18 protein-coding genes and 1 pseudogene are annotated in these 20,317 nt (G+C 63.9%); 8 read left to right on the plus strand and 11 right to left on the minus strand.

Annotated elements, in window-relative coordinates; all coding sequences use genetic code 11:
- Positions 1 to 62: 62 nt before the first annotated feature.
- The 4 genes and pseudogenes from ACOZ9V_RS01635 to ACOZ9V_RS01650 all read left to right on the plus strand — a co-directional run bounded on the left by ACOZ9V_RS01635 (position 63) and on the right by ACOZ9V_RS01650 (position 4,343).
- Positions 63 to 524, plus strand: coding sequence for an alpha/beta fold hydrolase (locus ACOZ9V_RS01635; RefSeq protein WP_181271385.1), 462 nt, complete (start codon positions 63 to 65; stop codon positions 522 to 524).
- Between the two features lie 47 nt (positions 525 to 571).
- On the plus strand, positions 572 to 838 hold the full coding sequence (locus tag ACOZ9V_RS01640) for an alpha/beta fold hydrolase (RefSeq protein WP_181271384.1): 267 nt from the start codon (positions 572 to 574) through the stop codon (positions 836 to 838).
- Positions 839 to 949: 111 nt separating this feature from the next.
- Positions 950 to 2,650 carry a PucR family transcriptional regulator gene (locus ACOZ9V_RS01645; RefSeq protein ID WP_434593038.1) on the plus strand — a complete coding sequence of 567 codons (1,701 nt, stop codon included), beginning with the start codon at positions 950 to 952 and terminating at the stop codon, positions 2,648 to 2,650.
- Between the two features lie 490 nt (positions 2,651 to 3,140).
- Positions 3,141 to 4,343: pseudogene (locus ACOZ9V_RS01650) on the plus strand (IS110 family transposase).
- Positions 4,344 to 4,435: 92 nt separating this feature from the next.
- Here ACOZ9V_RS01650 and ACOZ9V_RS01655 read toward each other — a convergent pair.
- The 3 genes from ACOZ9V_RS01655 to ACOZ9V_RS01665 all read right to left on the minus strand — a co-directional run bounded on the left by ACOZ9V_RS01655 (position 4,436) and on the right by ACOZ9V_RS01665 (position 6,922).
- Positions 4,436 to 5,371, minus strand: a complete 936-nt coding sequence (locus ACOZ9V_RS01655; RefSeq protein ID WP_181271382.1) for an HNH endonuclease — start codon at positions 5,369 to 5,371, stop codon at positions 4,436 to 4,438.
- Complete coding sequence (locus tag ACOZ9V_RS01660) at positions 5,358 to 5,798, minus strand: (deoxy)nucleoside triphosphate pyrophosphohydrolase (protein WP_434593041.1); 441 nt, start codon at positions 5,796 to 5,798, stop codon at positions 5,358 to 5,360. Before ACOZ9V_RS01660 ends, ACOZ9V_RS01655 begins: the two co-directional genes overlap by 14 nt.
- A gap of 77 nt (positions 5,799 to 5,875) precedes the next feature.
- Positions 5,876 to 6,922, minus strand: coding sequence for a DUF2891 family protein (locus ACOZ9V_RS01665; protein WP_434593044.1), 1,047 nt, complete (start codon positions 6,920 to 6,922; stop codon positions 5,876 to 5,878).
- A gap of 150 nt (positions 6,923 to 7,072) precedes the next feature.
- Here ACOZ9V_RS01665 and ACOZ9V_RS01670 point away from each other — a divergent pair, with 150 nt between their 5' ends.
- Positions 7,073 to 7,396 carry a CHY zinc finger protein gene (locus ACOZ9V_RS01670; RefSeq protein WP_181271379.1) on the plus strand — a complete coding sequence of 108 codons (324 nt, stop codon included), beginning with the start codon at positions 7,073 to 7,075 and terminating at the stop codon, positions 7,394 to 7,396.
- 12 nt (positions 7,397 to 7,408) lie between these two features.
- On the opposite strand, the gene ACOZ9V_RS01675 is transcribed toward ACOZ9V_RS01670, so the two are convergent.
- From ACOZ9V_RS01675 to ACOZ9V_RS01685, 3 genes are read right to left on the minus strand one after another with little or no spacing between them, the layout of a single operon-like run.
- Positions 7,409 to 8,053 (minus strand): hypothetical protein, encoded by a 645-nt coding sequence (locus ACOZ9V_RS01675; protein ID WP_181271378.1) that lies wholly within the window; start codon positions 8,051 to 8,053, stop codon positions 7,409 to 7,411.
- 12 nt (positions 8,054 to 8,065) lie between these two features.
- The gene (locus ACOZ9V_RS01680) at positions 8,066 to 10,027 is read right to left on the minus strand and encodes a primary-amine oxidase (protein WP_181271377.1); all 1,962 of its coding nucleotides are present in this window, start codon (positions 10,025 to 10,027) and stop codon (positions 8,066 to 8,068) included.
- Positions 10,028 to 10,032: 5 nt separating this feature from the next.
- Positions 10,033 to 11,589 (minus strand): APC family permease, encoded by a 1,557-nt coding sequence (locus ACOZ9V_RS01685; RefSeq protein WP_181271376.1) that lies wholly within the window; start codon positions 11,587 to 11,589, stop codon positions 10,033 to 10,035.
- A gap of 137 nt (positions 11,590 to 11,726) precedes the next feature.
- Between ACOZ9V_RS01685 and ACOZ9V_RS01690 the strand changes: the two genes are divergently transcribed.
- On the plus strand, positions 11,727 to 12,344 hold the full coding sequence (locus ACOZ9V_RS01690; RefSeq protein ID WP_181271375.1) for a TetR/AcrR family transcriptional regulator: 618 nt from the start codon (positions 11,727 to 11,729) through the stop codon (positions 12,342 to 12,344).
- Between the two features lie 90 nt (positions 12,345 to 12,434).
- Here the strand turns inward: ACOZ9V_RS01690 and ACOZ9V_RS01695 are convergent, their stop codons facing one another.
- From ACOZ9V_RS01695 to ACOZ9V_RS01715, 5 genes are read right to left on the minus strand one after another with little or no spacing between them, the layout of a single operon-like run.
- Entirely contained in the window at positions 12,435 to 13,955 is a 1,521-nt protein-coding gene (locus ACOZ9V_RS01695; protein ID WP_434593050.1) for an aldehyde dehydrogenase family protein, read from the minus strand.
- Positions 13,956 to 14,006: 51 nt separating this feature from the next.
- Complete coding sequence (locus tag ACOZ9V_RS01700; protein WP_181271373.1) at positions 14,007 to 15,410, minus strand: MFS transporter; 1,404 nt, start codon at positions 15,408 to 15,410, stop codon at positions 14,007 to 14,009.
- Between the two features lie 59 nt (positions 15,411 to 15,469).
- Positions 15,470 to 16,612, minus strand: coding sequence for a M20 family metallopeptidase (locus ACOZ9V_RS01705; RefSeq protein ID WP_181271372.1), 1,143 nt, complete (start codon positions 16,610 to 16,612; stop codon positions 15,470 to 15,472).
- Positions 16,609 to 17,292, minus strand: a complete 684-nt coding sequence (locus ACOZ9V_RS01710; protein ID WP_181271371.1) for a DUF1028 domain-containing protein — start codon at positions 17,290 to 17,292, stop codon at positions 16,609 to 16,611. The genes ACOZ9V_RS01705 and ACOZ9V_RS01710 overlap by 4 nt, the downstream gene beginning before the upstream one ends.
- The gene (locus ACOZ9V_RS01715; RefSeq protein WP_172172623.1) at positions 17,289 to 17,759 is read right to left on the minus strand and encodes a RidA family protein; all 471 of its coding nucleotides are present in this window, start codon (positions 17,757 to 17,759) and stop codon (positions 17,289 to 17,291) included. The genes ACOZ9V_RS01710 and ACOZ9V_RS01715 overlap by 4 nt, the downstream gene beginning before the upstream one ends.
- A 130-nt stretch (positions 17,760 to 17,889) precedes the next feature.
- Here ACOZ9V_RS01715 and ACOZ9V_RS01720 point away from each other — a divergent pair, with 130 nt between their 5' ends.
- Together ACOZ9V_RS01720 and ACOZ9V_RS01725 are read left to right on the plus strand one after the other, a co-directional pair.
- Positions 17,890 to 18,816 (plus strand): LysR substrate-binding domain-containing protein, encoded by a 927-nt coding sequence (locus ACOZ9V_RS01720; protein ID WP_181271370.1) that lies wholly within the window; start codon positions 17,890 to 17,892, stop codon positions 18,814 to 18,816.
- Positions 18,817 to 19,015: 199 nt separating this feature from the next.
- On the plus strand, positions 19,016 to 20,308 hold the full coding sequence (locus ACOZ9V_RS01725) for a flavin-containing monooxygenase (RefSeq protein WP_181271369.1): 1,293 nt from the start codon (positions 19,016 to 19,018) through the stop codon (positions 20,306 to 20,308).
- The last annotated feature ends 9 nt before the right edge of the window (positions 20,309 to 20,317 follow it).

Genomic DNA, 20,317 nt, shown 5'->3' on the forward strand with positions numbered 1-20,317 from the left:
TCAGCATCGACGGCGGCCGACGCATACGCGTCGTACGAGCGGGAACCGGAGACGGCCCCCTGGTGGTCTTCGAGGCCGGCATGGGCTCGGCCGCTTCTCAGTGGAATCACATTCAGCGCGAACTCAGTTCGCGATACCGGACCATCGCCTATGACCGAGCCGGCGTCGGAGGCAGTGATGCTGCTGACTCGCGACCAACGCTGGAGCGCATCGTCGATGATCTCACTCAGGTGCTCGATGCTCTCGGCGAGACCGGTCCGGTACTGCTCGTCGGCCACAGCTGGGGAGGCCCGATCGTCCGAGTCTTCGCCAGCCTGCATTGCAGTCGAACTACCGGTCTCGTCCTCATCGACGCCACCTCGGCGACCGTGGTGTCCGGCGCGATGACGGTGCTCAACGTAGCGGCGTTCGGGGTCAACTCCCTGCTGTTCAGGTTGCGGCGTACGCATGCATTCAAGCGTGGTCTGCTGCCCGAAGGAGAGTCCCCGGAGATTGCCGCCGCCGACATGGACGGAGGGACCTAACCGCGCCTCGAAGCGCGCGAGCGGGACGACGCGAAGCTCAGGAGATCGTGTCGTCGCTGCCCCTGCTGCGGCACCTCGAACGTCAGGGCGGTCCAGTAGTCCCGGCGGTCGTGCTGCAGGGCACCCGGCGGCACGCCAGATGGGAGGCGCGCATGAGAGACCGCCAGAACGCCGCAGCAGAGGAATTCGCGGCATCGATGCCGAATGCCCGACTGAGACTCGTCCCAGGTGCTGGCCATGCGATGACTCATGAACAGCCGAATGCAGTCATCGCATCGATCGACGAGGTTATCGAGCGGATATACGGTCGATGAGTCAGAAGACGACCGAGACTGAACTCGGCTGTCCAGCGGCGGCACACGCACTAGGATGGACCAATGGTGCCTGATCTCTCCGCACAGTCGCGTCGTACCCAGGCTTCGCCAGTGCCTCTGCCCCCGCGTGGGCCGCTGCCGCGACTTTCGTCCCAGCTCACTCTCGAACGGGTCCTCGATGACCTCGGCTCGACTCTGCTCAACCCGCTCACCGCGATCGATGACCCGCATCAGGCCGTGACTGGGGTGGTTGCCTTCGATCCTCACGATGATCAGGTCATCCCGGCCGGAGCGATCGTTCTGGGTATCGGTCTGTCCGATGCGATCGACGTCCGGCGATGTCTGCGGAGCATGAGCGCAGCGGGTGCGAATGTGCTCATCGGTCGCGGGCCGCGTGACCTGATGGAGACCATGTCGCACGTCGCTCGCGGATACGGCATGACCGTGTTCACTCTGGTGGCCGGAGCATCCTGGACGCAGCTGAGCAACCTCATCAATTCTCTGCTCGTCGACCCGCGCGGGGTCGACGACACCGAAACCATTGACGGCCTGCCCGGTGGGGACCTCTTTGCCGTGGCCAATGCCATCGGTTCGCTGCTGGATGCCCCGATCACGATCGAGGACCGCAATTCGCGGGTGCTCGCCTTCTCCTCGGGCCAGGACACCGCGGACGGACCGCGCATCGAAACGATCCTCGACCGTCAGGTGCCCGTCGAATATACCCGCAGGCTGCAATCGGCCGGGTTCTTCACGAAGCTGTACTCGTCGATCGAGCCGGTGTCGATCAGGCTCGATGTCGACGGAGTCGACGTCAAGAATCGGGCGGCGATCGCGGTCCGTGCCGGAGGCGAGATCCTCGGCTCGATCTGGGCGGCGCTGTCCGATGAGATGGATGAGGAGCTGGCACGAGTTCTCCGGGACATGGCCAAGATCGCTGCACTGCACATGCTCAGGCTGCGAGCAAGTGACGGCCTGGATCGTCGTCTGCGAGCGGATCTGCTGGCCACCGCCCTCGACGGCGGCGACGGCGCCGAGTACGCCATCAGGAGACTGGGAATCGAATCGTCCCATATCGCAGTCTTCGCTCTCGGCGTGGATCAGGAGGAGACCTCGCAGCTGGACGAAGCCATCGAGGCGCAGCGGATCGTCGACGCCATCAACGTCTATCTCGCGGCGGTGCGTCCACAGGCCAGTGCGGCGAGGCTAGGTGACACCATCTTCGGGATACTGCCAATCCAATCGGTTGACGACGGGGAGGAGCAGGCACGGAGATTCGTCGGCGACCTCGTGGTCCGGGCCGGAACACGCGTGCGGGTCTGCGGCGGGATCGGGCCGATCGTCACGGATTCCCGAGACCTCCTCAGCGCGAGAGAAGGTGCACGTCGAGCCCTGCGCGTGGGTCTTGATCGGAGAGATCGTGGTACCTCGGTGGCTGTACTATCGCAGGTCTATGTCGACTCTCTGCTGCTGGACCTGCGGGATCAGGTGTCGCTGCGGCGTGACCAGCTGTCCGGGCCGGTCCACAGGCTGCACGATTACGATCTCGACAACGGCACCGACTTCGTGCTCACCCTCGACACCTGGCTGGCGTGCATGGGCGACGTCAGCCGAGCGGCTAATCTCCTCCATGTGCATGCGAACACTCTGCGCTATCGTCTGCGACGTCTGGCCGAGATCGCTGATCTGGATCTCGAGGATGCGGATGTGCGTTTCGCCGCGCAGCTACTGCTGCGCATCGACCCGCAGCTGACTGCAGGGCATGCGGAGAGATCAGCTGAGCGAGCTGGGCCAGGTCGCCCGCCAACGGCCTAAGCCCGCAATGCCGCCAGTCTCTCACTTGAGTGCCTGAACGATCTGATCCACATCGATCGTCCGCGGCCCTGAAAGGGCGATGCCCGTTAGGAAATTCTTCAGCTCGGATTCGTTGGAGGCGATTGTGGTGTTCCCTGCATGTCCGAGGTGGTGCACCTGGGCGCCGGGGTAGGAATAGAAGAGCGCCGAATTGCCATGCAGGTACGCAAGAGTCCACGCCACTTTGCATTGGCCGAATCGAACATTGGGGGGGGTGCCCCTATATTTATTCGTAGGCCCCGCACGGGGTCTGGTCGCTGGTCCTGGTATGGCTGATTTGCCCTGTCATTAATGATCCGGGGGGGTGTTGCCGCCAGGAATCCAGGACGCGCGTTGACTGCTGATAGGGGCTCGGCCCAGTTGAACTGAGGTCTCGTCGTAACGTGGGTGCCAGCATCGGGTGTCATGACAAACCTGCGGCCACTGGTTTGGATGGTCGAGGAGGACTGTCATGAACACTGAATACGACGTCTGGTTCGGCCTCGACGTCGGCAAGACCAGCCATCACGGTTGCGGACTCGATCCGGCAGGTGAGCGGGTTTTCGACCACGAACTGGCGCAGGATGAGACCGCGCTTCGGGACGTGATCACGAGGTTGCAGGACGGGTTCGGTCGTGTGCTCGTCATTGTTGATCAGCCGAACACGATCGGTGCGCTTCCCGTCGCGGTCGCCCGGGATTGTGGTGCCGATATCGCCTATCTTCCGGGGTTGGCGATGCGCAAAGCAGCCGATCTGTATCCGGGGCAGGCGAAGACGGATGCTAGGGATGCGTTCATCATCGCCGACACCGCGCGCACGATGCCGCACACGCTACGCTCGGTAGATAGGGAATCGGTTGTGCTGGCTAACCTCAAAGTGTTGGCCGGCACGGATGAGGACCTCGCGCACGACACGACGAGGGTGATCAACCGGTTGCGGTCCTTGTTGCTGCAGATCCACCCGGCACTGGAACGGGTCTTCAAAGGCACTGTCGTGACCAGGACGATCGTGCTGGATCTGCTGATCCGGTACCGCGGTCCCGCGGGTCTGCGCACGGCGGGGAAGTCGGGGGTGAAGCGGTGGGCGAAGAACCACACCCGTAAAGACCCGTCGGCCCTGATTGATGCGATCTTTGACGCCCTGGCCGAGCAGACGGTGACCGTGCCCGGGAGCGAGGCGTCGGAGTCGGTGGTGCCGCGGCATGCTGCCAGGATCAAGGCGTTGAAAGCTGAGCGTAAAGAGATCGAGGCTGAAGCTGAGGAGTTGGCTGATTCGCTCCCTCTTCTTCAGGTCTTAACGTCCATGCCGGGAGTCGGCGTTAAGACCGCGTCCCAGATCCTCCTGGCAGCCGGTGATTTCAATACGTTCAAAACTGCCTGACACTTGGCGGCGTATGCCGGGATCGCACCGGTGACGCGGCGGTCGGGGACATCAATCAGGGGTGAGTTCCCGTCAAAGGCGGGCAACAAACGGTTGAAGAACGCCCTGTTCCACTCGGCGTGGGTTGCGTCGTGTCATGACCCGTTGTCGAAGGCCTATTACGACCGGAAGCGAGATGAGGGGAAGCGGCATAATGCGGCGGTGATGTGCCTGGCTCGTCGCCGGCTCAACGTTCTGTTCGAGATGGTCAAGACCGGGGCCCTCTACGAGGCAAAGACCCCGGTTGCTGCTTGACAATGAATGTAACGGGTCAGTCTGCGAAGGTAGATTTCGCCGCAGCGGGACGTCAGTGAAACGTCCAGCTCGGAAGAACCGGGAGGGCAGAACTAAGCTACGTCGTTCATGGTCGCGTTCCGGAACTGCTCGTATTTGTGCTCGAGTAGGTCTCTTTCCGGGCGCTGTCGCCGACTCTTGGGGACTGTCATCAAGCTATTGCCGTGGAGTTCTTGAAGACCGTGTTTAAGCATCGGGCCATCCACCTCTTCCAACAGATCATGTCGAATCTCGACGACATGGTCTGGACGAATTCCGAGGAAGTACCGGTCGAAAGCTGCATGGTGAATTTTGCACATCGCCAGTCCATTGACGACTGAGGCGATGCCGCGTTCATCATTATCGGGCACGATGTGAGCGGCATCCAGAAGACTGGGGTGAGCCAACATGCAGACAGTGCACCGGTTCTCATAGGCAGAAAGCACCATGGACCGGAAAACGGGCTGGTGCACTCGAGCTTTCGCCATTCTATTGAGATAGCGTCGAGCGACCGTTTCGTGTGCTGAATCGCTGAGCTCAAATGCTGCTTGCGCATCCTCAGCGGCGACAAACACAAATTGTTGGTGCTCAGGCTCCTCATCAACGATGAAAACCGGAGCAATGACTTGGTAACGGGCAGGGCTTTGTGCAACTCCGCGGAACCAGATCAGTGGGAGGCGGTTGTTCAGAGCCTCCCGTAGTCCAACGTTTTCGGGGTGGTTGGGATCTGTGCCTCGCCATTTGTACCTAAATCGACCGTCAATTCCAGTGGAGTCTTCGTAGGGAGGAGATTCACCCGGTGCTGTGTACGACGTGCGAAAAGACAAAGCGGCCGAGTAGTTGCCGGGCTTCCAAATGCCCTGCATCGGTGCGATTAGGCGCGTTTCACTTTTTGCAAAATGGAAATCGCTGAGATCCTCACGGGTGAGTGGTTCTCGCCCGCTGTCAGTTCTCATCTCTAACCAGTCGATCGCGGCTGCGCGCAATCCGCCGGGTTCACCGTTGGGCATCTTTGCTCCTGTCTGAATGGTTTTCAGGTGTTGGTGCGCCGGTGGCGAGTTTTTCCACAGTTGGCAAATCCGCCCTCGCCCATTGGAGAGTGGAGAGCTGTTCTCGAGTGCACCACTTCATCGAGTCGTGATCGGTGCTAGAGCTTGGAAGTGTGGTCACTGCAACGAAGTAGCACGCCAGATCGATGCGTTTGTCGCCGCTCTGGGTGGTGGCTCGCGTGACTAGATCGCGGACCTTTGCATCGTGTAGGTCGAGTTCTTCGGATATTTCTCGAGACAACGCTTGCTGAGGAGTTTCGCCAGTTTCTATTTTTCCGCCAGGAAACTCCCACTTGCCACCTTCGGCCCTGTCTGGGCGGCGCCGGCAAGCGAGAATCCTGCCGTGGTGCTCGATCACAGCGCCGACGACTCGGATGACTTTCACCATGTTCTTAGATTATGTCAACGATCAACCAATGTCGTTCCTGATCAGGATTGCATTATCGAAGTTAACTATTCGGCGACTCAAGACACGGGCAAATTAAGACGAAGAGCCTCCCACGCGAACGTCGCGATCCAGTGCGACGACACATACTCGTCCGAGATAGCGGCTTCGAGGCCGGGAGCCATCAGCGAATCGACTCGGGTGAGCATGCCTTTCGCCTGGGCGTGAAGGTCCTCGTCTCCCGACTTCTCAGCGATCGCCTCTAACTTCGGAGCCAATCGCATCACCGATGCCGCAACTGAGAGTCCCAAACCGTAAAGATGGCTCTGTTGACCGTCGGTCGGGTCGAGGACCTTGACCGGTGTAAGAGCCGGTGACTCGGGAGAGAGCTCAGAGAGGAACCCAGGCAACCAGGTCGCTAACTCGTCTTCGGTGAAGACCTCTGCTATGAGGTCAGCCTCGCACAGGCCGGGGGAAAGGAAGTCGTGACCGCTGCGTTCCTGACGGAAATTCCACGCAGTATCCTCGGCGAAGAAGCGACGGGCCGCACCCGCAATGGTATCGACGGCGTCGTGTAGGTCAGCTATTCGCGCACCGATGAGAATTCTGCGCAAACCGAACGCTGTATTGGAATGAACCCCGTGACGGACCGGCTCGGCGACCTTCGGCAGCCATGCGGTGACGAGGTCGAAGACGGTCTCACCGAGCACCTGGGTGTTCTTTCCCAATGCCCGCAGCTCCGCTACGCCACTGGCATTGAGCACCCGATTGAGTTCAACCGCCCACGCCCAACCATATGGCCGCTCCCAGGAAGGATTCTCACGGAGGAAGGCTGCCTCGGCGAGCATATTTTCCTCGCTCAGATGCGAAGACAGGATCTCGATCGCGCGTTCGCGCCAATCAGTACTCCGCGCTGCCTCAGTCTCCAGCAACGACGCCAACAGGTAGTGCATGTGCACGCTCGAATGCCAGTCATAGGAGTTCGCGAATGCGGGGTGCTTCTCCACCGCAGGCACGATATCGGCCAGACTCCACGCCAGATGATGGGAGGCGAACGGATACTCACGGGTGATGTTGCTCATCGCCACCTCGGCGAAGGGGTGGACGAAATCGGCAGTCTGCGGCATAGATCCTCATCGGTTCGGGGTTTCCACTCTACGCGGGCGAACATGAGTGCGACCGGTTGCCTGCGGCCAACCGGCAGCGATTCTCTGCGGCTAGGCTGGATCTGACCGGGACCAGCCCTAGTCGCGACAGCTAGGAAGGATGGGCAAGCAATGACGCGGACCCCCGAAGTATTCGGCAAGACCGCCGATGAACACATTCGGTGCGTGCACTACGCCACCGATCTCGACATCATCGCCATCCGCTTCGCCTGCTGCGACCGCTACTTTCCCTGCCACCTGTGCCACTCCGAGACCGCGGATCATCCCGCGCAGCAGTGGCCGCGCGAACAGTGGAACCAGCCCGCCATCCTCTGCGGAATGTGCTGGACCGAACTGACGATCGTGACGTACAAGAGCGTCGATGAATGTCCGAAATGCGCCGCTCCGTTCAACCCACGCTGCGCGGCGCATTCGGATCTCTACTTCGCCAGCTAGTGAAGAACCCGGTCAGTGAAGGAACTGCATCACCACGATCATCGCGGCCATTCCCCAACAGTCGAGTGAAACCAGAGGGCGCCTGCGGGCGATGTCGTGGACGGCACAGATCACCAAGAGCACAGCGAGGACGACGACGCCCACCGTCAGGAACGTGCTGATGAGCGAAATGTCACCGGCATGATGCCCGTGGCCGCCAGCTGCATGGCCGCCGGCATGCGCCGAACCGCTCATGTGCGCCCCATGGTTGAGGACCTGCCATGCCATGACCGGATAGGTGATGGCGGAGAGGACAGCAGCCGTCGGTCCCTGGTGAGATCCCTGAGAACTATGCCTGTCGGGTGCAATCGGCGACCGAACCTTACCCTCGTCCCTGGACACCGACGCGCCGCCCGGGCCACTCGTGACGAGAGCGGGGGACCGCCTCGGCGAGGGAACCCTGGACGACGATCGCAGGAACACTGCCAAGCAGATCCCGGCGAGGAGCAGCGCCCCCGACCAAACGACTGTCGGGACGATGGCGGTGTAGGCCAAGTCGATCATGGCAAGAACCATCACGACCGCGGCGACGATCGCCGGTCGTCCCTTCGACGCGAGAGCGCCGGTCAGGCACAGGATCCCCGAGGCGACCATGAGGAACGATGCCATGCTGCTCATCGTGGATACCCCTCAGTCGCACTCGCAGGAGCGCCCGGTCTCCGTGCCGCAGTGTCCCGACTTCGGGCGCGGCACATCGAGTGCGGGATTCCTGTCGAAGAAGCCATAGGGCTTCATTGTGAACCCGAGCTTGTCGACGGGCATGATCGGCCAGTCCTCGGGACGGGGGAAGTGCGTCATCGCAAACGAGGCCCACACGACGATGTCGTCACCATCGACCGGACGCTGCTGCTCGACCCACTGCGTAATGGTGCCGGCACCCGGGTTCTGATTCGGATACGTACCTGAGGGGAACCGTTCATCCGCATCGAAGTGCGTCAGCCACATGTGCTTCGACCCGAAACCGGCCCGCTTCGAGATCGACGACCCCTCGGCCGCCATCATCGTCGGCTCATCGGGCACGCGCAGCTCATAGCCCACGGGGAACCCATGCCGGTTGTTCTTCTCCGGATTGACGATGTGCCAGACACGGCCGGTCTCCCCATTGGCAGTCCGACCACCCTCGGCGGTGAGCCGAGTGAGCTTGCGGGTGAAAGCGTTGCCGTAGGGATTGTCGTCGCCGAAGGGCACGCGGACAGCTTCCTGCTCATCGACGGCGTTGGCGCTGCCGTCGACCTGCATGTCGAGGCGGGCGCAGAACATGTGCTGATGGAAGGGCATGCCCAGTCCCTCATCGCCGAGCGGTGAAGACCAGCGCTGCCGCTGCTCCTCGTCGCCGTACGCGGCCGTGTAGACGATGCCGGTGGCCTTGCACTCGAGCTCGATCGTGCCGTCGAGGTAGAGGTACCAGTAGAAGCCGTAGTCGTAGTTGCCGACGGTGATGAAGAAGGAGATGACGAGGCGGCGGTTGCGGCGCACATCGACGGCGCCGGTGAACTCATCGGTGTGCTTGAACAGAATGCCTGCATCCTCTTCGTGGATGCAGATGGCGTTCGTGATCGTGTGCGCATGCCCCTGATCATCGGCGAGCACCGCATCGGAGTAGTGGATCTCGCCGAGGCAGTCGCAGCCCAGTTCGAGTGAGTTCGTGTTCTTGCCCATCGAGTACTCGCCGGCGTCGAAGTAGTTCTGCCAGAAGCGCACCGGGCTGGGGTCGCCGTAGGGCACGACCATCTCCGCCACCGAGGCGCGGTAGACGATGGGGCGGCGCTCGCCCTCGTCATCGAAGCTGATCTGATGGAGCACCAGGCCCTCGACCGGATCGAAGCCGAGTCGCACCTGCCACTTCTCCCAATCGAGGACATCCCCGTTCAGGGTGAAGCTCGCGCCCTCGGGCTGGGTGATCTCGATCGGCTTCTGCGTCGTCCGCGGCTCGGGCAGCCAAGAATCGAGATGATAGTCGAAGCGCTCCTGGGGCACGGGCACGACGTCGGTATCGACGACCTCGACCACCTCGCCGGTGTTGAGATCGAGGTAGGCGACGAGCCCCTCGAGCGGATGCGCCCACGCGTTGTCCTGCGGGTCTGACTGAATGAAGGACGAACCGCGCACGAGGCGGCGGCCGGCCTCTCCGGGAATGTCGAAGCATCCGGCGGAGAGCGCGCAGATGCGCACGGTCTCGACATCGGTGATGCCGCGAGCCTCGACAGCCGCCCGCCACGTCGCATCGTTGCGGATCATCTGCTCGGCTTCTTCGTACTCGGTCATCGTGATCGGAGCCTGACCCTCGGCCGCGACATCGAGCACACGGGCGAAGAGGACCTTGCGCTCGGTCAGCGAGACGAGGAGCTCCGCCTGCTCCCCGGTGTCGCGATCGATGATGAGCGAGCGCACGCGGCGGTCGAGGTCGGTGGCACCTGCGATGACCTCGCGCTTATCCGGTTCGACGAGGCTGACGAGAGCGAACAGCGTCTGTTCGCTCACGTGGCCGGCATCGACGATGATGGCCCGGTTGAGCTCGATCTCCTCACCGGTCAGGCGGTCGAGGGGATGTGCAGTCGAAGTGCCGACGGTGGTCGTTGTCGGTGCAGTCATGGTCTTCACATGCCTTTCTGTGTATCGAGTTTGCTGTCGAGAGCGGGGTCGAGGTCGTCGAGCAGATCCTGAGGATCGGCGGGTGTGGGGCGGAAGACGCGGACCCGGTGCCCGCGGACGTATCCGATCAGGGCCAGCGCGGCGAGGGCGCCGAGGGTGCCGAGAGTGAGGGCCGTGAACGGTCCCTGAGCGACGCCCCATTCGTCGAGGAAGTTGTATTCCTGTCCGAAGAGCCGATCGAGTGTGCCGGGGAAGATCGCGACCCAGGAGCCGAGCAGGATCCAGAGGAAGGCGATGCCGCCGAGGATGGTGAACCCGACATTGCCGACGGGCACGCGGAAGGGGCGTTCGATGCCGGGGTGCTTCCAGCGCAACTTGATGGCCGCGGGGATGATGAGCAAGTAGCTGAGCAGGAACGTCGAGATGGAGATCGAGAGGACGACCCCGAACAGTGCACCGGCATCACCGCTGAGCTGCATGGCCGCGATGAGGAAGACCGTGGCGACGGTGCCCGAGAGCAGGTTGACGTTGACCGGTGTGCCCAGTGTGCGGGAGATCTTGCCGAAGAAGCCTCCGAAGAATGCTCCGTCGGCCGCGGTCAGTGCCTGCATCCGATCGCTCATGATCATCCAGGCCGCGCCTTGTGAGGCGAGGATGATGACGAACATCAGCGCCGCGAGCACGACCATGACCTCGGCAGCGGGGCCGTAGACGGTGAACACCGTCTGCACGGCATCGAGGAGTCCGCCGATGCCGGTGATCGTCTCGGTCGGCAACACGAGCAGCATGGCGAGGACCGGCAGGAGATAGCAGAGCGCGGAGATGAATCCAGAACGTGCGATCGCGACGGGGATGTCCTTCTTCGGGTTCTTCATTTCGTCCGAGGCGCTGTTCGATGCCTCGAACCCGAGGTAGGAGAAGAGCAGCAGCGGCACTAGCCCGAGGAAACCGCCGAGGCTGGGGCTGAAGTCCGAGAGGTGGAGCGGCTGAACGCCGTGTTGGACGGCGTAGATGATCGTGGTGAAGAGGAAGAACGCGATGAAGATGACCTTAAGCACGCCGCCGAGCGTGGGCAGCCACTTCGCCTTCGCCAACGACAGAATCGCCGCGATTACCGTGATCCAGATGAAGACGATCTTGAAGATCCAGTCGCCGATCGACCCGGCCTCGAGCGGGCTGATGAACTGGTTCCAGGTGCCGGTGGCGAGGAACGCCATCGAACCGCCGACCCACACGGGCTGAGTGACCCAGCTCAGTATCGAGGCGATCGCACCTGCGGGCCGACCGAAGGCCTGGCGGACCCAGATATAGGCTCCGCCTTCACCAACGAAGGTGCTGCCGGTCTCGGCGAAGACGAGCGCGTAGGGCACGAGGAAGAAGATCGCGAGGACGAGTGTCCAGGTGAAGGTCTCCGCGCCGAATCCTGCGGTCTCGGCGAGGACTTCAATGCTCAATACCGCCGACATGACGATGAGCACGATGTCGAATCGGCCGAGCGTCTTCTTCAGATGCTGCTTCTGTTCGTCCGCGTATGCGGTCGTGCGTTCAAGGGAAGACACCATCCACCTCCTTGTGAGTGGGCGTCCGATAGAGTTCTTTGAGTTACACCGTAAAGAATTGCACGGGCGGTCGCCGATTGACAGAGGTACGGCCATACCGATCCGCGTTTGCCTGCATCACTTCAGGAGATAATGGGGCCATGGCACGACCGAAGAATCAGGCGGGACGCCGTGCACAGCTGGTGCAGGCGGCGAAGCAGGCGATCGCGCAGCGCGGACTCAACGGGCTGCGAACCATCGACGTTGCCGCGCACTCAGAGCTGGGTGCCGGTTCGGTGGCGTACTACTATCCCGACCTCGGAGACCTCGTGCGTGAGGTGCACGAAGACGCGGTGTCACGGTTCTACTGGAACCGGCGCGAGCAGGGGATCGCAGGTGAGACTCCGGAGGCCAAGCTGGCCAGGATCATCCGCAGCGGCATCCCGCGCTCTCGCGACGACGTCGACTTCCAAGTGCTCAATGAGCTGCATACCCACGCGCACAGGGATACTTTCCATGCCGGTCTCATGGCCGAGCTCTACCGACTCGAGGTCTCGCTCTATGCCGCGGTCCTCAACGAGGGCGTCGAGGAGGGCGATTTCACGATGACACTGCCCGTGGGGACGGCGGCGAGCAACCTCGTCGCCCTCGAAGACGCCTACGGACTGCACTTCATGGGCGGAACCCCGCTCGACGCCGACGACATCTTTCGGCTCATCGCCGCCAACGCCGAGGTGCTGACCGGGTGCAGGCTGGTCGAGACGACAATGGCGCGGTGAACCGGCGTCCATCCGAACAGGAGTGGTTGCCGGTTCACCGCGCCGAGAATGGGCTTCAGTGTCGGTGGGGCTTGCGGAAGCGAGGGTGCTTCACCCCCACTGCAGCCAGGTGGTCTTGAAGTCCGAGTAGTTCTCCAGGGCGTGGACGGAGAGGTCGCGGCCGAAGCCGGACTGTTTGAAGCCGCCGAAGGGTGTGGTGAAGCCCAGTGCGTCGACGGTGTTGACCGAGACGGTGCCGGCCACCAGGCGCGCGGAGACTCGATGGGCTCGGGCCATGCTTCCCGTCCACAGTGCTGCTGCCAGACCGTAGGGCGTTTCGTTGGCTTTCGAGATCGCCTCCTCCTCGGTGTCGAAAGGGGTGACGAGGGCGACGGGGCCGAAGATCTCGTGGCTGTGCAGACGGTGATCGGCCGGCAGGTCGGTGACGATCGTCGGCTCGACGAAGGTGCGGCGGCCGTTGATCGCCGGGCGATTGCCGCCCTGGACGATGGTGCCGTCCGCGCGGGCCCGCTCGATGCATTCCCACACCTCGTCGGCGTGCTTCTCGGATACGAGGCAGCCGATCGCGGAGTCGGGGTCGAGCGGATCCCCGGGCTGGAAGTTCTCGGCTGCGTCCTCGAGCAGATGGACGAACTCCTCGTAGACGGGGCGTTCGACGAAGATCCGCGAGGTGGCCGAGCAGACCTCGCCCTGGTTGTAGAAGATGCCGAACGCAGCCTTTTGGGCCGCAGCTGACAAGTCGTCGGTATCGGCGAAGATGACATTGGCGCTCTTGCCTCCGGCCTCGAGCGCCAAACGCTTCATATTGGACTCACCGGCGTAGACCTGGAGTTGTTTGGCGACCTCGGTGGACCCGGTGAAGCCGAGCATGTCGACCTCCATGTGCCGACCGAGCGCGGTTCCGACGACAGACCCGCGACCGGGCACGACGTTGAGGATGCCCGCGGGCAGCCCCGCCTCGGCAGCGATCTCGGCCAGCAGCAGGACCGAATGCGAGGCCTCGACCGGAGGCTTAACGACGAGGGCATTGCCGGCCGCCAGTGCCGGAGCGATCTTCCACGTCGCGATCTCCAGCGGATAGTTCCACGGCACGATGACCCCGATGACGCCCAGCGGTTCACGGGTGACGAGCGCCGTCGACCCGGCCGGGGTCACGGGGATCTCGTCACTGAGTTTCTCGATGGCCTCACCGTAGAAGCGGAACAGGGCCGCGGCCCCCGGGGCGTCGATCGTCGAGGACTCACCGATCGGCTTGCCCATGTCGAGTGTGTCGAGGAGGGCGAATTCGTCCGACCGCGCTTCGATGAGCTCGGCCAGGCGCAGTAGCACCTCGCGTCGATGCGTCGCCGAGGCGCGCGACCACTCGCCGCCATCGAACGCGGCGCGGGCGCTCGCCACCGCCGCATCGACATCGGATCCGTCACCGAGGTGGAGCTGCGAGATCACCTCACCGGTGGCGGGGTTCGTCTTCGGATGAGTCTGCCCCGAGCGTGCATCGACCCGTTGCCCGTTGATGACTGGGCGTCCGTCGATGGTCAGAGCCGCTGCTGCGGCCTGCCATTCGGCCAGGGTCGCCGGTCGGGTCGTGGTGTCGGTCAGAGTCGCGGTCATGGAAGGTCTCCTTCGAAAGTGGTGCGGAAAGCGAGTGGGCAGTGACTGCGATCAGCGGTCGCTGGAGGGTTCGACGGGCGAGGGGCTGGGGCACTCGACGGGCGTTGCCGCTTCGGCGACGGGGGAGGCCGGTGCCTCCTCGATGTCATCGGAGTGCAGCAGGTTGATGCCGCGGGTCTCCGGCAGCGAGGCGACGGTGACGATGCCGATGACGCCGACCACGGCGAGGAACCAGCCGGGGCTGAGCGTGCTGCCGGTGGTGTCGATGAGCCAGGTGAGGATGTACGGCGCAGTGCCGGCGAAGAGTGCGGCGGTCAGCGCATAGGCGATGGACAGTCCCGTCTGCCTCGTCCGGGTCGGGAAGAGCTCGACGACGGTGGCGGCGTGGGTGCCGAGGATGATCGCGAGGATGAACGCCAGGCCGAAGGTCGAGACGAACGACGCCCACGGGTAGTCGGCGCCCATGAGGAGGAACAGCGGAACCGAGAGCACCGTGAGTGCGATCGCCGCGATCATGAGCACAGGCTTGCGTCCGAACCTGTCCGAGGCGAGGCCCGCCAGCGGGACGATGACGAGGCCGAGTGCCGAGGCCAGGGTCGACAGCAGCGCTGCCCGTCCGGGGTCGATGCCGACCGCGGTCTCCTGATAGGTGAGTAGGTAGACGAGGACGACGTAGAAGGTGACGTTCATGAACGTCTCCATCCCACAGGTCTGGAGGAACTGTTTGGGATTGCGTTTGAACACCTCACGCAGGGGTGCCTCGGCGACGGTCTCCATCTTCTGCAGGGCAGAGAACTCCGGGGTGTCCTCGATCTTCCGACGGATGTAGAGGCCGATGAAGCCCAAGGGCACGGTGATGAGGAACGGGATCCTCCAGCCCCAGGCGCTCACCTGGTCGGGCGTCAGCGCCTGGTTGAGGAGGAAGACGACGAAGGAGGCCAAGAGGAATCCGGCCAAGGAGCCCACCTCGAGCCAGCTGCAGCCGAAGCCTCGGCGCTTCGGCGGTGAGAACTCGCCGAGGAAGGCCGCCGCGCTGCCGAATTCGCCACCGGCGGCCAGCCCCTGCACGATGCGGGTGACGATGAGGAGGATCGGAGCGAGCATGCCGATGGTTCCGTAGGTCGGCAGCACTCCGAGCGCGAGCGTCGACAGTGCCATGGCGAGGATGACCAGCGACAGGGTGTGCTTGCGTCCGAGTTTATCGCCGAGGCGGCCGAAGATGACCGCGCCGATCGGCCGGACGAGGAAGGAGACCGCGAAGACCGCGAAGGTGGCGAGCAAACCTGCCGTGCTGTCCTCCTCGGGGAAGAAGATCGCTGCGATCGTCGTGGCCATATAGGCATAGACGGCCCAGTCGAACCAGTGGACGAGGACGCCGATGGAGCCGGCGACTACGCTCTTGCGCAGACCTTTCTGATAGGCCAGCCCCTCGGCAGCCTGTGTGTCACCTGACATGTCCGAATCCTCCTTTGGAATCGTGGTTGCCAGCGCTGTGCTGGCGGTGCGGCCTTCCGTCAGCCGCGCTGGACGCTCACATCCGCGGCGGTCCAGGCCAACGCGATTGCGCCGTCGATGAGTGTGCTCTCGGCCTTCTCGCCGACGCAGGACTCGGCGAACGCCGCCTGATGGTTGCTCGCCTCGCCGCCGACCCCGATGTAGGGGTGGATGGCGTCGACGATCTGGGAGACGTTGCCCATATCCGTCGACGCGCGGTTCATCGTCGCTGCGACGGGGTCGACGTCGAAGTTCCGGCCGAGTGCGAGCGCATTGGCCCGGTAGGCTTCGAGCGCGACCTCATCGGTGCGCATCTCCGAGTAGCGGCGGCTCTCCGGAGTGATGGTCAGTTGTGCCCCAGTGGCCAGGGCCCCGGCCTCGAAGCAGTTGATGACCTTCTGCTCGAGGGCGAGCAGCTCCTCCGTCGTCTCGGCGCGCACGTACCAGCGGCCCTCGGTCTTGGACGGGATGGCGTTCGGCGCCTCACCGCCGTTCGTCATCACCCCGTGGACCCGTACGGTCTTCGGCAGCTGCTGGCGGAGCAGACCGAGGGCCACCTGGGCGATGAGGAACGCGTCGTTGGCATTGATGCCGCGTTCCGGGTATGCGGCCGCATGGGCGGCTCGCCCGGTATATTCGACGTGCCAGTGGGTGACGGCGAATGGTTCGGCCTCGGCGACATCGACGGGTGCGGGATGGGCCATGAGCGCGAAGTCGAGTTCGGTGAAGGCACCGCGGTCGAGCAGTTCGATCTTGCCGCCTCCGCCCTCTTCGGCCGGTGTGCCGATGACCTCGACGGTGATGCCGAGTTCCCCGGCCGCCTCGGCGAGGCCGATCGCCCCACCGACGCTCATCGCGGCGATGAGGTTGTGGCCGCAGGCGTGACCGAGGCCGGGCAGGGCGTCGTACTCGGCGAGGAAGCCGATAGTGAACTCGCCCGATCCGAACGTGGCGCGAAACGCGGTTTCGAGTCCGAGGTAGGGGCGTTCGACGGTGAACCCGTGCTCGGCCAGGACTCCGGCGACGGCGGCCGAGGAGCGGAACTCTTGCCAACCGAGCTCGGGGTCGTCGTGGAGGGAATTCGACAGTTCGATGAGCCGCGGCGCGACCTCGGAGATCTTGGCGGCGATGCGGTCCTTGACTGCGACGGTCGTGTCGTTCATCGATCGTCACCGGGCACGCCGTAGGACGGAGAGGCGGCCGGATCGAGGCCGCGCGTGATGTAGTCGTCCCGCTGGGGCATCCAGATCTCGAGGAGGCGGCCGAGCTGCCCGATCGGATCCTCATCGGCCCAATCGACGCGCAGATCGGTGACCCTCCAGCCGGAGCCGTTGACCACGGACAGGCCGGCGGAGTGGACGGGTCCGGCTTCGCCGCCGGCGGCCATCGCTGCCTCGAAGGCTGCGAAGAGGCGTTCTTCGAGACGACCGGTTGCAGACAGCGCGGTCTCGACGAAGGCGTCGAGGACTGTCAGGTCGGCGAGCATATTTCCTCCGGCCACGGCGTTGTTCTCGGTGCGGGCACCGAAGACGCCGAGCGCCTGCGCGCCCGAGTGCGCGGCGGTGTTCCCGGCGGCGTCGATGACTAGCAGCTGCCGAAAGTCGATCCCGGTGGGATCGGCAGCGGCGACGACGGCGTCGAGCGCCGACTGCGCATTCTTGCCCGAAGCCATCTCAGAGATGATCGCCGGACCGAGCCGCGGGTCGGTGATGTTCTGGGAGTTCACCCCGCCGACCCCGTCGGTCAGACTGATGCAGCGTGCGGCGACGGCCGGCGAGGATGAGGAGATCGCGGAGCCGAACTCTCCGGTCTCGGGATCGTGGAGGAGGAGCGAGAAGGTCACTGGGCCACCTCGGTCCGTCCCGCCTCGGTACCGTTGTTCGCAGCGGAGTTCTCGCTGATGACGGCGGTGGCGTCGATCTCGACGAGCCACTCGGGGCGCGCCAGGGCCTGGACGACGATGCCCGTCGAGACTGGGTAGACGCCCTTGAGCCACTTGCCCATGGTCCGGTAGACGTCCTCGCGGTAACGGGGATCGATGATGTAGACGGTGACCTTGACGATGTCGGCGAGGCTGCTGCCGGCTTCTTCGAGGAGCATCGCGATGTTCGCCATCGCCTTCTCCGCCTGGGCGGTGACATCGCCGATGCCTACGGATTCCCGGGTCTCGAGGTCCTGACCGATCTGTCCGCGCAGGTAGACGACACCGCCGGCGACGACGGCCTGGCAGAGATCGTTGTCGAGATTCTGCTCCGGATAGGTGTCCTTGGTGTTGAACATCCTCAGTCGTGTGTGCGTCGGCTCTGCCATGGTGCGTCTCCTCGTTGAGTGAAGCGGTCGTTGTCTGCCACCCATTCTCGAGACATTCCATTCATCTGTGAAATAGTTATAATTTAGTCAGAGCATCTACAAAACAGATTCTTCATCGCAGGGAGCCGCAATGGTGCAGAGATTCGCGATCACGCTCACCCAGCTGTCCTACTTCGCCGAATGCGCGAAGACGCTCAATATGACCGAGGCCAGCCAGGAGCTGCACATCGCCCAGTCGGCTGTGTCGACGGCGATCAACCAGCTGGAGAAGGCCCTCGGGGCTCCGCTGTTCGTGCGTCAGCACTCGAAGGGCCTCGTGCTCACCTCGGCCGGCGAGAGCCTGCTCCACGAGACGCGGGAGATCTTCGGGCGGATCACCGACGCCGTCGACTCGATCCAGGCCGGTCAGCGTGAGGTACGCGGAACCATCGTCATCGCCTGCTTCCAAACGATCGCACCGTTCCTGCTGCCGCAGCTGCTCCAGCGATTGGGCGAGCGTCACCCCGACCTGACCGTCGAAGTCGTCGAGGGAGACCACGAGGAGAGCATCGATGCCCTGCGCAGCGGTCGGGTCGAACTCGCGCTCAACTACGACCTCACCGAATCCGACGGCATCCGCGCCGAGATCGTCGGCGAGGCCCGGCCGCACGTCATCGTCGGCACCGACCATCGTCTCGCCCGTCGGAAGAAGGTCTCTCTGAGCGAGCTCGCCGAGGATGATTTCGTCGTCCTCGACCTGCCCGACAGCCGCGAGTACTTCCTCAACATGCTGCGCCTGGCCGGCATCACCCCGCATGTGCGTTACCGGAGCTCGAGCTACGAGACCGTGCGCTCGATGGTCGCCATGGGCCTCGGGTTCTCCATCCTCAACCAGCGACCGCGCATCCGACAGACCTACACGGGGGAGCGGACGACGATCCTCGAGATCTCCGATCCCGTCCCCACCCTGCATGTGGCTGTGTCCACCCTGGCTCGATCCGGGCAGACGGCGAAGGCCGCTGCCGTGGCCGACGTCGTCCGCGAGATCCTCGCCGAGGTGGCCCCCGAGTCAGGCTGAGAGAGTGTCCATTAGATACCCCCAAGTGATCGACGACTAAGTCTTGCATCTATTCATAAGATGCAGTGGACCGTGAAGAACTATTGGCATTGCCGCTTCCACCTGCGGTTTGCTGGAAGGCGTCAGGGCAACATCGAAGTTGTGCCCGCCAGCAACGAAGCACATGCCGCCGCAGCGCGGCACCGACGGAAGGGTGTCCATGTCGAACACAGCCGCAGAAACCACCGAAGTCGTCGTCATCGGCGGCGGCCAGGCCGGTATCGCGATGAGTGAGCATCTCAGCGAGCGGGGAGTGGCCCATGTCGTCCTCGAACGCGACCGGGTCGCCGAGGCCTGGCGCTCCCGCCGGTGGGACTCCCTCGTCGCCAACGGGCCCGCCTGGCACGATCGCTTCCCCACGCAGGAATTCGCGGACACCGAACCCGACGGCTTCGCCACGAAGGGACAGGTCGCCGAATACTTCCAGACCCTCGTCGAGGCCAAGGACCTGCCGGTGCGCACCGGGGTCAGCGCCACCTCGGTGACGGAGAACGCGGGATCCCGCGGATTCCGCGTGACCACCGACGCCGGAGTCATCGACGCCGACTACGTCGTCGCCGCCACAGGCCCGTTCCAGACCCCGCGGATCCCCGAGATCATCCCCGCCGAGGCGGGACTGACGCAGATCCACTCGAACGACTACAAGAACCCGGAACAGCTCGCCGACGGCGGTGTCCTCGTCGTCGGCGCCGGGTCGTCCGGCGTGCAGATCGCCGCCGAGATCCAGCGGTCGGGTCGACCGGTCCACCTCGCCGTCGGTCCCCACGACCGTCCGCCGCGGGCCTACCGCAGCCGCGATTTCTGCTGGTGGCTCGGCGTGTTGGGCAGATGGGACATGGCCACACCGCCGGCTGGAGCCGAGCATGTCACGATCGCCGTCAGCGGAGCGCAGGGCGGGCACACCGTCGACTTCCGTGACCTCGCGAATTCGGGCATCACCCTGCTCGGCCGAGCGAACTCCTATGCCGACGGCATCCTGCACATCGGTGACGACCTGCAGCGCAACATCGCCCGCGGCGACGAGAACTACCTGTCGCTGCTGCGTGAGGCCGATGAGTACATCGAACGCAACGGCCTTGACCTGCCGCCCGAGCCCGAGGCGCACATCCTCGGACCGGACCCAGACAGCGTCAGCGACCCGATCCACGAACTCGACCTTGCCGCAGCGGGGATCCGCACCGTGATCTGGGCGACCGGCTTCGGCGTCGACTACTCCTGGCTGAGCGTCGACGGCGTCCTCGACGAAAGCGGATACCCAGTGCAGAAGCGCGGTGTCAGCCCTGTCCCTGGCATGTACTTCCTCGGGCTGCCTTGGCTGTCCCGACGCGGGTCGAGCTTCATCTGGGGAGTCTGGCACGACGCGAAGTACCTCGCCGACCAGATCGGCATCCAGCGGATGTACCGTGACTATGCGCCATCGACCACCGATGCTTTCGCAGAGGCTGCGTCGTGACGACCCTGA

This window comes from Brevibacterium sp. 1718 (assembly GCF_051131255.1).
In the GTDB taxonomy this organism is placed as follows: Bacteria; Actinomycetota; Actinomycetes; order Actinomycetales; family Brevibacteriaceae; genus Brevibacterium; species Brevibacterium sediminis.